The organism is Pedobacter sp. L105, from assembly GCF_009765875.1.
GTDB lineage: Bacteria > Bacteroidota > Bacteroidia > Sphingobacteriales > Sphingobacteriaceae > Pedobacter.
This window is the reverse complement of sequence record NZ_LMUP01000007.1, coordinates 280,075-295,648: the sequence shown is the minus strand read 5'-3', so window position 1 is coordinate 295,648 and position 15,574 is coordinate 280,075. Positions and strand designations below refer to the sequence as shown.

Below are 15,574 nucleotides of genomic sequence, written 5' to 3'. Positions count from 1 at the left end.
GGGTAATTCTGGCTTCGCTGAAAAAATAAGAACTGTTGTAATGGCTGAAACCTTTGTTCGCTATGCTCACAAAATTTCGAGGCCATTACAACAGTTCTTATTTTTTTTGGATCATCCATTGAAAAATCACCCAGGATAAGCTGCCCTAAATATTTGCTGTTAGATGTTTTTTTACCATCTGCGGAGATTAGAAACACCCAACAGTGGATTATACCTTTAAGGAAATCTCCAAAATATATGCTGGCCATACGATCAGCTCTAAACGCGCAATGGTTAAAGCCTATCGCATCAAATGAATTTTTGTCTGCCTCTATTATCGTCTTCTAGTAACCTCATCATAAGAGAGGAGGATAAGACATATGTATTGAAAAACCTTTAACAAAAGTTTAACCTGAGTTTAGCCTGAGTTTAGCCTGAGTTTGGGACGGGTTTGGAACGGGTTTGGAACGGGTCTTCGACGGGTTCGGAACGGGTAAAAGTCGTTCCGGACCCGTTCCAATGCCGTCCTGAAGACGCTACAAATTCAGGTTAAACTTTTGTTAAACCCAGGCTAAAACCGGACGTATATTCTTTTTATGTGGCGGAGAGTGCCGGTCAAAGCAGATCAGGTCTCTTTGGAGAGATTTGGCGATAGTTGAACGCACCTGTTTTTAATCTTATTTTCAAATAGAATACCCGATGATGATGATGACATAACAATTAAATCCTACTTTAACAGTTCCAATAAAATGATCATGTCTAAACCTATCATCACCGGTCTGATGTCTTACGGAATGTCCGGAAGAGTGTTTCACGCCCCTTTTTTGGCCACAAATCCGGGTTTTATATTTAAAGCCGTGGTAGAGCGCCATGAAAAAAGCGCAAGTTTAAAATACCCGGGGTTATTGAGCTACAACAGTATCGATGAACTGTTGAATGATGATGAAATCGAATTGATTGTAGTGAATACGCCAAATTTTACCCATTTTGATTTTGCTAAACGGGCACTTCAGGCTGGCAAACATGTTTTGATAGAAAAGCCTGCAGCCGTGACGGGCAGTGAGGTTAAAATACTGTTTGAATTGGGGAGACTGCTCAATTTGCAGGTCATGATCTATCAAAACCGCAGGTATAACAGCGATTTCCTGGCGGTGAAAGAGGTAATTGAAAGTGGGCGACTGGGGAATTTAATTGAAGTACACTTCAGAATAGACCGGTACCGTATGGCTATCGGAAATAAGCAATTTAAGGAGAGTAAAGAAATCCCTGGAAATGGCCTGATGTATGATTTGGGTTCTCATTTGATTGATGGTGCCATCAGTATTTTAGGAAAGCCTTTAAGTTATATCAAAACTACTGCATCACACCGGCCGGGCTCACAGGTAGATGACTATTTTCAATTTCATTTAAAATACCCCAATCAGTTAAATGTGTATTTAACAGGAAGTTTGCTGATTGCAGAACCGGAATATGGATTTGTTGTTCACGGTACATCAGGCAGTTTCGTGAAAATGAGGGCTGATGTTCAGGAAGCGCAACTGGCTGCGAATGTGATGCCTTTAGATGCCGGTTTTGGCATAGAGGAGGCAGAAAGCGCAGGCAAGCTAGTATTAATAGGCCACGATAACCAAAAAACTGTGGAATGGCTGTTATCACCCAAAGGAGCCTATAATCAACTATTCGATGAAGTAAATCAATCTATCCGCAATCATTCGTCATTTCCTGTAAGTGAAGAGCAAATCTTGTGGCAACTGGAAATGCTGGAAAGCTAAAAATGAAATGCAGTAAGAATTAAGATAGTTTTTTGAGGCTTAAAGCACGTTGTAAAAAAGTCTGCTGTTTTAGATTTTCTTCAATTTCCGTCATTGCTTTAAGGAGATTATGCTCGGTTTTTGTTATTTCATTGAGTACCGTCGTCATTACCTCCCATACCGGTTCCATCTGCGCAATCAGCTCATCACCTTTAGCGGTTAGCTGGACAAATCGTTTACGTTCATCCTTTTTATCCTTTTTAGAACTGATCAGCTTTTGCTTTTCCAGCTCTTTTAACAGACTAATCGTAGAAGGATGCGTGTAGCCAATCTCTGCGGCAAGTTCAACAATGCTCAATGATTTTTTCTTGGTCAGGGCATAAATCACGGGGAACCACTTGGGTTCAAAATCAATATCATATACCTTATACAACAGCGCGCCGTCTTTTCTAAATTGCTCACTTAAACGCTGTAACCTTGTAGAAATAGCCAGGATACCCAGCTCATCAATAACACTCATATACTCTTTTTAAACCAGGTTCAATTGATAAAAAACATTATCAGCATTCATCCTGGGAAATAAAACAGGAAGATTGGCTTTTGCGATAGCTTCAAAACCATTCTTTTCATAGAAGCGAATGGCTGCTTTTAAGATGTCTACCGTTCCCAAATATAAATTGTTAATGTCATTTTGCTGGCAATAAGTAATTAAAGTTTCTAAAAGCAATTGTGCTACACCGTAAATTTTACCCCTGAATTCTTTTTTAACAAACATTTTCCGGATTGCAGCTGCATGTTCGTCAAATTTAATCAACGCTATAGTACCGACTAATTCACCATCTATTTTAATACCCCAGAATCCTCCGCCGGTCAGATAATAATTACTTTCTATGTCCAGCAGATCAGGCTGGTCGGCTAAGGTGATTGCTACATTAAACTCCAGTTGCTGAATAGGCAGGATGATATCAATGACTTCCTCTGCATAGTCGTTTCCAATTTGTTCCACTTGTATTTCCATGATGACATATTTGTATATGTAAAACTACGTAGTTGATTACGTAAATGCAAATTTGAACCCATATATTTTCAGATTGGTCAATTCATCCACCTTCGGGACGGGAACTTTTCTATCCATCCAAAAGATAAATTTAAGGCTCGCGTGGGCTGTTTTCATTTTTTCGACTCATGAATATATCAAAGGGCTTAAAATGCTTATTAACCAATCAAACATGAAAAAAATATTTTTAGTATTCGCTGCTATGACCCCGCTATTGGCAGCTGCACAGGCACCTAACTTTACCATTTCTGGTAAAATCGGCCATTTGGATAAACCCGCAAAAGTGTATATCGATTATACAAGTGAAGGCAGCGGTCGTGTAGACTCGGCTGAGGTAGTGAATGGAACTTTTCAATTCTCGGGTTATATCTCCGGGACAGCTTACAGCCGTATGACGCTGTCTCATGACGGGGCAGGTAAAAACCAGGAGATTTATGTAAATGGGGCAGGAGATGTGATCTATTTCTTTTTTGGTAAAGAGAATATTCAGATCAACTCTGCAGATTCCCTGTACAATGCAAAGTTTAGCGGGTCGAAGGTATATGATGAAATGCTGGCCTTTGATCAGGAAGCAGGAGAGACCGTCATGAAAATTAACAGGACCGCTAACCTGGAAATTCAAAAAGGCACAGAAGAGCAGCAAAAGGACCCTGCCTTTATAAAATCAATAGATGTAGTTGTGAAAAGGAAAAATGCTGAACGAAAAGCGGGATTGTTGAAATTTGCTAAAAATCATCCGGATTCTTATTTTTCAGTACAGGCATTAACGGAAGCCCTGGGTGGTTATAGGGTACCGGTATCAGAAGTTGAGCCGATCTTCAATACCCTTAATGAAGGATTGCGTACATCTTATGCCGGGATTAGTTTAAGTAAGTTGCTGAACGCAGGGAGCATCACCGGTATTGGCGCTAAAGCCCCTGGATTTACGCAGAACGATGCAAATGGCAAACCTGTTTCATTGTCTGATTTAAGAGGTAAATATGTGTTATTGGAATTTTGGGCCAGCTGGTGCCATCCATGTCGCGCTGAAAGTCCAAATCTTTTAAAGCAATACCAGCTTTATAAAAACAAAGGTTTTGAAATCCTGTCGGTATCCGTAGATAGCGACAAAAGCAGGTGGCTGGAAGCCATTGCAAAAGATGGCCTTACCTGGATACAAGTGTCTGACCTTAAAGGGTGGGATAATGAGGCAAGGAAATTATACGGACTGAACGGTGTGCCCGGAAACTTCTTAATCAGCCCTGAAGGAAAGATCGTTGCAAGCAACTTAATAGGTGAAAAGTTAAATAAAAAACTGGCAGAACTGCTGGCTACTCAATAGGTAAACAATATATTCTAAATGAAGCTTGTTTAAGATCACATCTTATAAAATTAACACATGATCTTAAAAAAGCTTAATCACCGCAAAAAGACAATACATTCTAATGAAACAAATTCTAAGACCAATCCTTCTTCTACTTCTTTTTGGCTGTCCGTATAAATTATATAGTCAGCGGTTTGATCAGAAAAAACTGGAGGAAACATTATCCAGAGCTATCGAAAAGGCATATCCTGCATCAGTAAGGATCTGGGGATATGATGTAACGCGACAAATGCAGACCAGCGGTCAGTTTAGTGGCGTTGTGGTAAGTGCAGAAGGACATATTTTAACAGCTGCACATGTAAGCGTACCCAATAAGACCTATAAAGTAATGTTTCCTGATGGAACAACCTGTATTGCAAGAGGGTTGGGGAAGATAGAATTTGCGGACAATAAAACCATCCCTGATGTGGCCATGATGAAGATAAGTGGGCGTGGTAAGTGGCCTTACGCAGAAATGGGATACTCATCAGCACTTAAAAAAGATGAACCATGTATCAGTATTGCTTATCCTGAAAGTCTGAACCAATCACTTCCAACCGTAAGATTTGGTCATATTGCGGATTTAAAAAACAAACTCGGTTTTATACAATCTACCTGTATTATGGAACCCGGAGATTCCGGAGGGCCTCTTTTTGATGTGTCTGGACGCGTAATCGGGCTCCACAGCGCAATTGATGTTCCTGAAAGTGATAATTTTGAAATTCCGGTTGATCTCTATCGAAAATACTGGACTGCATTAAATACTCCTGAAACTTACACCTCGCTTCCGGCCACAGAAGATCGGCTAGAAAGTGATCCCTTTACCGGAGATATACCCGTCATTCACGGACTGGAAAAAATAGAATCCAATTTTAAGGAATTAGCTGCGCAGTGCAGAGGAAATAGTTTCCAGATCAAAAGCCAGGTTAAAGGTACCATACAAAATGTACAGGGAACCCTGTTTTCCATGGAAGGGATTTCTTTAAAAGGCAGGTTTAAAAACAACAGTATTTTAATCAGTAAAAATTCTATGGTAGGCGAGATGCCTGTTTTAGAACTGGATGGTCATCAAATCGCTGCAACAGTGGTAGCGAGGGATAAAGAGAATGATCTGGTGTTGTTATATACTACAGTAAAGATGGAAGGCGGTATCAGCCCGGGTGTTTTAAATGCAGATACCTTGTCATTCAAACAACTGGGTAAATTCCTGATCTCACCTTTATCAGATCAGACCTATAAAATTGGGGTACTAGGAAGTCTGGAGTTCAGTTTACAAAAAATAACAAGTTCAGCTTATCTCGGTGCGGATGTAGAATTAAAGCAGGGATGGGTAACGATAACAGGTTTAAAGCCTAATTCTCCTGCCAGTGACAGTAAATTAAAAACGGGAGACCAGGTGTTGGCTATTGATGGATTACCAATAGATAGTCAGCTTGACTATACGCGGGCATTGCAGCGGCATTGGCCTGATGATCAGATCACCATTAAATTGTTAAGAGCAGACAGCGCCGGCGGTAAGGACGTTACACTTTTAAAAGAAGTTGTTTTAGCTACCCGGCCTCCAATGCATTTTAATCATCCGGCAGAGTTGTTTGAAGGCGGGAAAAGTATACGAAGAGATGGTTTTGAAAGGGTGTTCAGCGATGATACACGGTTGCTGCCTGAGCAGTGCGGTGGACCGGTATTTGATACTGCAGGCCACTTCTATGGCATCAATATCTCCAGGTTCAGCAGGGTCAGTAGTATAGTTATTCCTGCTGATGTGATCAGCAGGTTTATTAAACAATGGGTGGAATAATACCGATGAATAGGTTATTCCTGACTATTTATCCTAATAATTTGAGGGGAAAGATGATCTAAATAAAATACAAAACATCGATTTTGGCCTAAAAACGCAGATTATAGCTGTAGTAGCTGGTATTTGTTCAAAATATTTTTATTTATTTCAATAAATTTAATGTGTCACATGTAGTAAATAGCCTACGTTATTTGCCAATGGTCTATTTGGAGAGATAAATTGTTTTTTTGATTTATATTGTTATTTGTCAGTGATTTAATACTACAAGTAAAACTGAAAGTTGTATGGGAGGAGTATTTGATATTATCGTAATTAACTAACCAATTAATTGTAAATAATATCAAATTAAATGAGCTCAAAAATTACTAAATCTGCAATGTTGTTATCCCTGGTAGGGTTATCAACCTCTTTGTTCGCTCAGACGATGCCGTCTGACTCAACAAAACGTTTCGAGAAAAAAGACCTTCGTACCTGGTCAATAGGTTTAAACGGTGGAATGTTAACCAGCTTTACCCCTTTCAATAATAGGACTAATGGCGATTTCAAAACTCCGCAGGAGAGCTGGGGTTACGGAGGTTATGTGAAAAAACAAATCCTTCCTGGATTTGGTATACAGGCAGATTTCCTTGCTGGTAAAGTAAAAGGTTTAAGAGATAACGATCTTCCTTCACCTTCAGCAGCTCAGGACGGAAGCGGATTTGAAAGTAAAATCGACTGGTCTGCAGCAGTAAGCGCAAACTTTACAGTGGCTAACTTAAGCATCAATCAAAAACGTAATTTCCTTTCGCCTTATGTAACAGCTGGTGCTGGCTATATGTCATCCAGCGCTAATGTATACAGCAATACAGGTGCAGTTGTACCGAATGCAGGAAGTACAGGTTATGGCGAGCACTGGTTTGTACCGGTTGGAGCTGGTTTCAAATTAGGTGTTTCTAAAGGCGTAAACATTGATCTGGGTTATACAATTTACTTTATGAAAACCAATAACTTCGATGGTGCAGCTACCCAGAACAATGATAAATTCTCTTATGCACACGCAGGTGTTGAAATTGCGTTGGGCAAAAGAGGAACTTCTCAATTACAAAACTACAGCCCGGTTGCTGCCATTCGTGAAGAAAGCAAAGCTGAAAGTGCTGAGTTAAGAGCTGCATTATCTACATCAGAGCAAAACAGAATGAGAGATCAGGAACAATATGCTAAAGATATGGGTGATGATGATATGGACGGTGTTGCCAACAAGTTTGACAAATGTGCAGGAACTCCTGCAAATACAGTAGTTGATGGTTCAGGTTGTCCATTAGTAGTAACTGCACCAGTAACTAAAGTAACTGAAAAAATCTATGTTACAGCAGAAGATAAAAGAGTTGTTGCTGATGCCATCAGGGATTTAGAATTTGATTTAGGTAAATCAACGATCCGTGACCATTCATTCCCAACTTTGAATAAAGTTGCAGCACTGTTAGTCGCTAAAAACTTTAGCCTGAAATTAGCCGGCCATACTGATAACACAGGTTCAATGGCTTTAAACCTAAGTTTATCTAAAGACAGAGCAGAAGCTATTAAGGCTTACTTGGTTTCTCAGGGCGCTAATGCATCACGTATTGAAGCAACAGGATATGGTCCGAACCAACCTATTGCAACAAACAAAACTGCAGCTGGACGTCAGAAAAACAGAAGAGTTGAATTTACTTTATATTAATCTATCTATTATTAATAATAAGGCTGGTCATGAAAGTGACCGGCCTTTTTTTATACCTGTTCCTTAAAGAATAACTATAATTACTATTGAGGAGGCCGGTTTCACTCATTGGAATTGACATCGCAGGGCAATAAAATAAATAACCCTCCTCTTTCTGATACCAATCGGTATATTTGTGCGGGGATTAATTTTAGAATCGAATGCCAAAAAGCTAAAGATTCTATTTTTTTATCCTGTCGAATACCGAATGGTATTTGAGAAATGACTTTATTTTTCAGAAGATGAGCCCTTTAAAAAGACAAATACTTTTAGTCACTGTGATCGCAGCAGCCATCATGGAATTAATTGATACTTCAATTGTTAATGTAGCATTGAACTATATGAGTGGTAACCTTGGTGCGACGCTCGAAGACGTATCATGGGTAATTACCTCCTATGCCATAGCCAATGTGATTATTATTCCCATGACCAGCTTTTTGGTGAATAACCTGGGGCGCAGAAATTACTATATCGGATCGATCATATTATTTACCTTTTGTTCTTTCATGTGCGGTAATGCTACCAGTATCTGGGAATTGGTAGCCTTCCGGTTTATGCAGGGGTTGGGCGGTGGTGCCCTGCTTTCTGTTTCGGCAGTGGTAGTATATGAGTTATTTCCAAAGGAGAAACAGGCAACAGCCAGTGCATTGTTTGGAATAGGCATCTTTATTGGCCCAACTATAGGGCCAACTTTAGGCGGTTATATTACAGAAAACTATTCATGGCCCTGGATCTTTTACATCAATATTCCTATAGGTATCACTGCAGCGATCTCTTGTATGTTTTTTCTGTATGAGCCTTTGATCAAACAGATCAGGCAGATAGACTGGGCGGGAATTATCCTGCTGATCATTGGTATTGGATCTCTTCAGGTTGTTTTAGAAAGAGGTGAAACTGACGATTGGTTTGCTGCCGGATACATTGTCGTGCTTACCATTACTGCCATTGTATCACTCACGGCTTTTGTTTTATGGGAACTGACTACAGAAAACCCGGTGGTGAATCTGAGTATCCTTCGGTTCAGGTCGCTCAGCATCGCGGCAGTGCTCACTTTTATCACCGGGATGGGGATGTATACTTCGATCTATCTGACCCCTGTTGTTGCCCAGCGCTTATTAGGCTTTACACCTACACAGTCGGGCTTACTGCTTTTACCTGGTTCCATTGTGGCTGTGCTGGCACTGATCCTTACCGGCAAATTATTACAAAAAGGCGTGTCACCAGCTTTGATCGTTCTTTTCGGTTTCCTGAGTTTTATCTATTTTAACTGGTCGATGTCCAGGATCAACCTGGAAACCCCGGCGATAGATATCACGCTGAACTTGGTATTCAGAGCAATCGGTATGGCATTGCTAACCGTTCCTTTGGGTACCCTGGCCGTTTCTTCACTGGAGGCCAAAGATATGCCGCAGGGTACAGCTTTTAACAATATGATGCGCCAGTTGGGCGGATCTTTTGGCATTTCTATTATCAATACTTATGTGGCAAGAAGGATCGCTTCTCACCGCATGGACCTGATTACGCATATCAATGAAGAGAACCCTATTTCCGTTAGCCGGATAAAAGCATATACTTCTGCTTTTCAGCAGAAGGGCTTTAATATATTCGATGCCAGGCAGCAGGCTATGCAGCTGATGGAAAAATTAGTTGTCAAACAATCTTCCTTTTCGAGTTACCTGGATGGTTATTTCCTGATAGGGCTGTTTTTTGCCGTGGTTTTACCTCTGTTATTTTTTGTTGCGAAAAGGGATAAAAAAAGACCACTGGTTATCCCGTCTTCAGATCATTAATTGAATTTTGTCCGCTGAACCCTTATTGCATTTAAGATCGCCAGGAAAGCAACCCCAACGTCTGCTACTACAGCTTCCCAAAGGGTTGCTACGCCGCCGGCGCCTAATATCAGTACCACTACTTTTACGCCTATGGCCAGGCTGATATTCTGCCATACAATGGTTTTGGTTACTTTTCCAATTTGAATAGCGGTTACAATTCTGGAGGGCTGATCATTTTGGATCACGATATCTGCGGTTTCGATCGTGGCATCACTTCCTAAACCGCCCATCGCTATACCTGCATCGGCCAATGCCACTACAGGCGCATCATTAATGCCATCGCCAACAAAGGCAATATGCCTTCCGGCATCTTTTAATGCCTGAACTTTTGCTACTTTATCTTCCGGCAGGAGGTCGCCATAAGCCTGGTCAATACCCAATACTTTGCTAACCTTGTTCACTACAGCCTGTTTATCTCCGCTCAGCATTACTGTTTGAAGTCCTGCTTTGTGCATGGCACGAATAGCTTCCACTGCATCTTCTTTTAATTCATCTGCAATGGTGATATAACCTGCATACAATCCGTCAACAGCAACTACTACTACAGTATCTTCTTCCCGGGTGATTTCCTGCGGATAAGTGATGCTGAACTGATCCAGCAATTTGGTGTTTCCTGCCAGTACTTCTTTTTCACCGATCAGTCCTTTTAATCCTTTTCCGGCTACTTCCTCAACCTGGCCAATCTTCAAATCTTTGAAAACATCACCTGCATACAAACCAATGGCCGCCGCAATGGGGTGGGTAGATTTGCTCTCTATAGCGGCAGTTAACCGCATCAATTCTTTTTCATCGCCATTAGCAGCAGTTACTTTTTGCACCTTAAATACCCCTTTGGTCAGTGTTCCGGTTTTGTCCATGACCACGGTATTAATTTTGGTCATCACATCCAGGAAGTTTGATCCTTTAAACAGGATACCGTTTTTAGACGCCAGTCCGATTCCGCCAAAATAGCCCAGAGGGATGGAGATCACCAATGCGCAGGGACAGCTGATCACCAGGAATACCAATCCGCGGTAAAACCAGTCGGTAAAAACATAGTGTGCGGAAAAAAAATAAGGTAAACCCACTACCAGTACTGCCAGACCGAATACGATAGGTGTATATACCCTGGCAAAACGTGAGATGAACAGTTGGGTTTTTGATTTACGGGCGGTTGCATCCTGCACCATATCCAGTATTTTGCTCAGTTTACTATCTTTAAATAAGGCTGTAACTTTCACCTCTATTACTGTATTCAGGTTAATCATACCTGCTAATACAATATCGCCTTTAGCTTTTGAATCCGGTTTACTTTCGCCGGTCATTGCAGCAGTATTAAAGGTTCCTTTTTCAGATACCAGCTCACCGTCCAGCGCCACTTTTTCTCCGGCTTTAACCTGTATAAGCTCACCAATGGAGATCTCTGCAGGTTTAACGAGTTGCAGGCTTCCGTTACGGAGCACCATGGCGGTTTCCGAGCGGATATCAAGTAATGCTTTGATGCTTTTTTTAGCATTGTCTACCGCTGCATGCTGAAACCATTCTCCGAGAGAATAAAAAACCATTACGGCAACACCTTCACTATAAGAACCAATGCAGAAAGCACCAATGGTGGCTACGCACATCAGGGAAAATTCATTTAAGAAATCAAGTTTTAATGCTTTTTTGAAAGCAACTTTGAGTACATCATAACCTGCCAGTAAATAAGCAAATCCAAAGATGCCAAGCTGTAGATAGTTGTTTAAATGGATGCCAAATCCAAAGTCTAAAGTCAGCATCACTGCTAAAATAATTAGCGCGGTGATCAGGGGAAGTTGACTTTTCCAGCCGGAACCTCCATGATCATGGTCGTGATCGCCGTGGTCGTGATCATGATCGTGGTTGTGGTGATGGTGCCCATGATCATGGTGATCATGACTATGGTTATGTTCTTTATGGTGTTGATGAGCTGGTGCAGCAGAGCAGCAGTCGTCAGAAGTTACTGATTTCATGTATGATCTATATGCCGTAAAAGTAAGGCATAAAGGCATGCAATGGTATTGCAAAAATCTACCGTATACACTTATTGCAGGTCCCTTTGACCATCAGGCTCACCTCTTCAGAAGCAAATCCTTCGGGCAGGACTACTTGCGGGATAAGGGATTTGGGGAGGCAGGAAGTTTCTTTACAGCTGTTACAGAAGAAATGGACATGTAGATCATGGTGATGTCCCGCTCCGCAATCTTCTTTGCAGATGGCATATTTTGCCGCTCCTGATCCGTCGTCAATACTATGAACCAGGCCGTTTTCTTCAAACTTTTTTAAAACGCGGTAAAGTGTGATCCTGTCTGATGGCTCCAGGCCTTTTTCCAGATCCCTGAGACTAATTGCGGAAGATTGTTTCAGCATAAATTCCAATACCAATAAACGCATTGCCGTAGGATTGATCTCTTTTTTTGTCAGAACTACTTCAAGATCTTTGATCATGGTTAATTGATTGATTTCTGCTGTTGATATAAAATGTAAAAATAAAAAAAAGTTGCGAAGTATATGCCTTTATGGTGATATACTTCGCAACGCTATAGGGATTAATACTGTCTTAAATGACTGGGGTTATCCTAGTGACCATGATGTTCGTTGCCGCCGCCATGGTTGCCACCGCCACCACCGTGATTTCCACCACCGCCACCGCCATGGTTACCACCACCTGGCTGACCGCCACCATGATTTCCACCACCTGGGTTACCATGGAATCCGCCGCCTGGACCACCACCGTGATTACCGCCACCGTGGAAACCACCACCTGGGTTACCGTGGAATCCACCACCTGGGTTGCCATGGAAACCACCGCCTGGATTACCGTGAAATCCACCTCTTGGACCACCGCCAAAACCGCGACCACCATATCCACGACCGCCATATCCGCGGCCTGCATAACCACGACCACCGAAACCTCGTCCACCGTATCCGCCACGAGCAAAGCTAGGTCTGCCGTATCTTCCAACATAAATATTATTATGTCTCCATGGATATGCAGAGTTCACTACGATCGTTCTGCCATGACGATAGTCATATCCGGCATATATATCAGGAAGACCATGGCTGCGTCTCCAGATACCGCCGTCCAGATAAATAAATTCTTCACTTGGTACATCATAATAAGCGCCAATGTCTGGCATATAATAATATGCAGCGCGATCATATCCTACAGGTCCCCAATCAGGTCTTGCACCCAGATTAAGACCTACGCTTAAACTTACCTGAGCCTTTGCTGCGGGTATTGTTGCAATGGAAGCGATTCCGATTGCCGCTATTAAAAATAATTTTTTCATGTCAATTTAGTTTGCGTGTTTAACCATTGTTATTCAAAGTCTATGCCAATGATTTATAATTTTGTTACAGCACCTGCATAAACTTATTTGGTTATATTTGTGAGACAGCAAATCACGACATTAGTTTAATATATTACCTTTAATGAATACTAAAACTGACACTTCTCCCACAATATTTGAATTGGTATCGGGATTAGAGATTCACGTTCAGCTCAATACAGCTTCAAAAATATTTTCTTCAGATAGTGCGGCATTTGGCGCGAAACCAAATGAACATATCTCCCCGGTATCGCTTGCCTTGCCGGGTGCACTGCCAAAACTGAATAAAGAAGTGACTGCCAAAGCCATCAGAATGGGTTTAGCCCTCAATTGTACTATAAATCAGACTAACTTTTTTGACAGAAAGAATTACTTCTATGCCGATCTGCCAAAAGGATACCAGATCACGCAGGATAAAAAACCTGTTTGTCAGAATGGATATATCGACCTGGTACTGAGTGATGGAACTGAAAAAAGGATCGGTATAAACCGTATCCACATGGAAGAGGATGCCGGAAAAAGCATTCATGATCAGAATGATGCCTACTCATTTGTGGACCTGAACAGGGCAGGGGTGCCGCTCATAGAAATTGTAACCGAACCGGATATCCGTTCTGCCGAAGAAGCCTCAGTGCTACTTTCAGAGATCAGGAAACTAGTCAGGCATCTGGATGTGAGTGACGGGAATATGGAAGAAGGCAGTTTGCGCTGTGATGCGAATATATCTATACGTGAGTTGGGCGACACCGAATTTGGTACACGATGTGAGGTGAAAAACCTCAATTCTATCCGGAATGTACGCAGGGCGATGGAATTTGAATTTTTTCGTCAGCAGGAAGTAGTAACTGCAGGCGGGGTGATCATCCAGAGCACTTTAACGTTTGATGCAGATAAAGGTACTACAGCACCGATGCGGACAAAAGAAATGGCTAATGATTACCGCTATTTTCCTGATCCTGATCTTCCTCCTATATATATATCTGATGAATGGCTTAATCAGCTGAAAGCAGCAATGCCTGTTTTGCCAAAAGAGATTACCGCAAAACTGGTAGCTGATTTTGGGATCAGTAATGCCGAAGCATCGATCTTTGCTGAAGATACAGAATTGCTGAACTACCTCAACCTGGCTTTATTAGAAGTTAGACATCCTAAAAGCCTGATCAATTGGCTTGCCGGACCTGTAAGGGCATTGTTAAATGAGCAGCAGTTAACTATCGATGCGTTAAAAATTGAGCCTAAACAGCTCGCTGAGATCATTAACCTGGTAGATGAAAAGAAAATTACTCAGCATATTGCTTTACAACAGCTTTTACCGGCAATTCAACTGAACCCGGAAAAAGATATCATCACACTTGCTGAAGAAATGAACCTGCTGATTGTAGAAAATAAAGACGAACTTTCGGAATTTGCCGACCAGGTGCTGGCAAAGTTTAAACCTCAGGTAGAGGCTTATAAAAAAGGAAAAAAGGGGGTTTTAGGGCTTTTTGTTGGGGAGATCATGAAACTGGCACAGGGAAAAGCCGACCCGCAAAAAATTAATGAACTGCTGCAGGACAAATTAAAATAACGTTCGACAGCGTAAACACAAAGAGAAATGAATATCATCATCGCTTCACCTATGAAGAAAATAGTAATGCTGCTTGTAGTGGTTTCCATTGCATTTGCAGCCTGTAGTGACAAAACCAAGTTTGTCATCAGCGGAAAGTTTGAAAACGCTACTCCAAAATCACAGGTTTATCTGTATTCCATAGATAATGCAAACCAGACTGTCATCGATTCGACTGTATTGTCTGATAAAGGAGAGTTTAAATTTACCAACAGTACGCCTGATGTAGATTTTTATAAGATCAAAATTGATAAAAGTGAGTACATCCTGATCGCCAAAAATGGCGATGCCATTAAACTGGAAGCAGATCTGGCAGACAAATCGCTGTCTTACAAATTATCTGGAGCTGCAGAAGCTGATAAACTGGAAGAATTAAATAAAACCAAAAACCAGTTTCTGGCTAAACAAGCTGCTTTAGAAGCGACTTTTGAACAAAACGTTGCAAGTCAGCCTCAAAACAGGGATGCGATTGTCAATCAGATGAAACCTGAATTGATAAAAGTAAATGACAGCCTGGTAAATTATGTGTTGAAATTTGCTATGGACAATACTGGTTCACTGGCTGGTTTTTACGCGATCAGCTCTTTAAATCCTAGTGATTATGAGCAGGAGATGATCACTTATGCGGATAAGATCAAAAACAATTTTAATAAAAACCAGGCAGTAACTAGCTTCCTGGTAAGAATGGCCAAATTAAAAGCCGTACAGGTAGGTCAGACTGCACCTGATTTTACGATGAATACGATTGATAGTAAAACTATCAAATTATCCAGCCTGAGAGGTAAATATGTGATGCTGGATTTCTGGGCATCCTGGTGCCAGCCCTGCAGACAGGAGAATCCCAATGTAGTAAAGATGTTTAATAAGTATAAAGGGAAGAATTTTACGATCTTAAGTATTTCCCTGGATAAAGATGCAGCAGCATGGAAACAGGCTGTTATTGCCGATGGTTTAACCTGGACACATGCCAGCGAATTGCAGGATTTTGAAAGTCCTACGGTAAGAATGTACCAGGTAGAAGCCATTCCTGCATCTTTCATATTGGATCCTAGCGGAAAGATCATTGCGAAAAACCTTCGTGGAGAAGATCTGGACGTATTTTTAGGGAAGACTTTACGTTAACCCTAAATCCATGTTAAACT

At 41.3% G+C, this 15,574-nt stretch carries 12 protein-coding genes; 7 read left to right on the top strand and 5 right to left on the bottom strand.

Annotated features, from left to right (window positions below; translation table 11 throughout):
* The first annotated feature begins 734 nt into the window (after positions 1 to 734).
* A complete protein-coding gene (locus tag GSQ84_RS14905; RefSeq protein WP_174238666.1) occupies positions 735 to 1,751 on the top strand; it encodes a Gfo/Idh/MocA family oxidoreductase in 1,017 nt (338 codons plus the stop codon).
* A gap of 19 nt (positions 1,752 to 1,770) precedes the next feature.
* On the opposite strand, the gene GSQ84_RS14900 is transcribed toward GSQ84_RS14905, so the two are convergent.
* Both GSQ84_RS14900 and GSQ84_RS14895 read right to left on the bottom strand, forming a co-directional pair.
* Positions 1,771 to 2,250 (bottom strand): MarR family winged helix-turn-helix transcriptional regulator, encoded by a 480-nt coding sequence (locus tag GSQ84_RS14900; protein WP_158798064.1) that lies wholly within the window; start codon positions 2,248 to 2,250, stop codon positions 1,771 to 1,773.
* Between the two features lie 9 nt (positions 2,251 to 2,259).
* Positions 2,260 to 2,748, bottom strand: a complete 489-nt coding sequence (locus tag GSQ84_RS14895) for a GNAT family N-acetyltransferase (protein WP_158798063.1) — start codon at positions 2,746 to 2,748, stop codon at positions 2,260 to 2,262.
* A gap of 211 nt (positions 2,749 to 2,959) precedes the next feature.
* Between GSQ84_RS14895 and GSQ84_RS14890 the strand changes: the two genes are divergently transcribed.
* The 4 genes from GSQ84_RS14890 to GSQ84_RS14875 all read left to right on the top strand — a co-directional run bounded on the left by GSQ84_RS14890 (position 2,960) and on the right by GSQ84_RS14875 (position 9,455).
* Entirely contained in the window at positions 2,960 to 4,108 is a 1,149-nt protein-coding gene (locus GSQ84_RS14890) for a TlpA disulfide reductase family protein (RefSeq protein ID WP_158798062.1), read from the top strand.
* Positions 4,109 to 4,211: 103 nt separating this feature from the next.
* The gene (locus GSQ84_RS14885; protein ID WP_158798061.1) at positions 4,212 to 5,927 is read left to right on the top strand and encodes a S1C family serine protease; all 1,716 of its coding nucleotides are present in this window, start codon (positions 4,212 to 4,214) and stop codon (positions 5,925 to 5,927) included.
* 349 nt (positions 5,928 to 6,276) lie between these two features.
* Positions 6,277 to 7,626 carry an OmpA family protein gene (locus GSQ84_RS14880; protein WP_158798060.1) on the top strand — a complete coding sequence of 450 codons (1,350 nt, stop codon included), beginning with the start codon at positions 6,277 to 6,279 and terminating at the stop codon, positions 7,624 to 7,626.
* 281 nt (positions 7,627 to 7,907) lie between these two features.
* Positions 7,908 to 9,455 carry a DHA2 family efflux MFS transporter permease subunit gene (locus tag GSQ84_RS14875; RefSeq protein ID WP_158798059.1) on the top strand — a complete coding sequence of 516 codons (1,548 nt, stop codon included), beginning with the start codon at positions 7,908 to 7,910 and terminating at the stop codon, positions 9,453 to 9,455.
* Here the strand turns inward: GSQ84_RS14875 and GSQ84_RS14870 are convergent.
* The 3 genes from GSQ84_RS14870 to GSQ84_RS14860 all read right to left on the bottom strand — a co-directional run bounded on the left by GSQ84_RS14870 (position 9,452) and on the right by GSQ84_RS14860 (position 12,787).
* The gene (locus GSQ84_RS14870; RefSeq protein ID WP_158798058.1) at positions 9,452 to 11,467 is read right to left on the bottom strand and encodes a heavy metal translocating P-type ATPase; all 2,016 of its coding nucleotides are present in this window, start codon (positions 11,465 to 11,467) and stop codon (positions 9,452 to 9,454) included. The two genes, GSQ84_RS14875 and GSQ84_RS14870, sit on opposite strands and share 4 nt — an antisense overlap.
* Before the next feature lie 58 nt (positions 11,468 to 11,525).
* Complete coding sequence (locus GSQ84_RS14865; RefSeq protein WP_158798057.1) at positions 11,526 to 11,942, bottom strand: Fur family transcriptional regulator; 417 nt, start codon at positions 11,940 to 11,942, stop codon at positions 11,526 to 11,528.
* Between the two features lie 131 nt (positions 11,943 to 12,073).
* Entirely contained in the window at positions 12,074 to 12,787 is a 714-nt protein-coding gene (locus tag GSQ84_RS14860; protein ID WP_158798056.1) for a hypothetical protein, read from the bottom strand.
* A gap of 142 nt (positions 12,788 to 12,929) precedes the next feature.
* On the opposite strand from GSQ84_RS14860, the gene gatB reads away from it, so the two are divergent.
* Together gatB and GSQ84_RS14850 are read left to right on the top strand one after the other, a co-directional pair.
* Positions 12,930 to 14,393 (top strand): Asp-tRNA(Asn)/Glu-tRNA(Gln) amidotransferase subunit GatB, encoded by a 1,464-nt coding sequence (gene gatB, locus GSQ84_RS14855; protein ID WP_158798055.1) that lies wholly within the window; start codon positions 12,930 to 12,932, stop codon positions 14,391 to 14,393.
* A gap of 27 nt (positions 14,394 to 14,420) precedes the next feature.
* A complete protein-coding gene (locus GSQ84_RS14850; RefSeq protein WP_254070872.1) occupies positions 14,421 to 15,554 on the top strand; it encodes an AhpC/TSA family protein in 1,134 nt (377 codons plus the stop codon).
* Positions 15,555 to 15,574 lie beyond the last annotated feature (20 nt).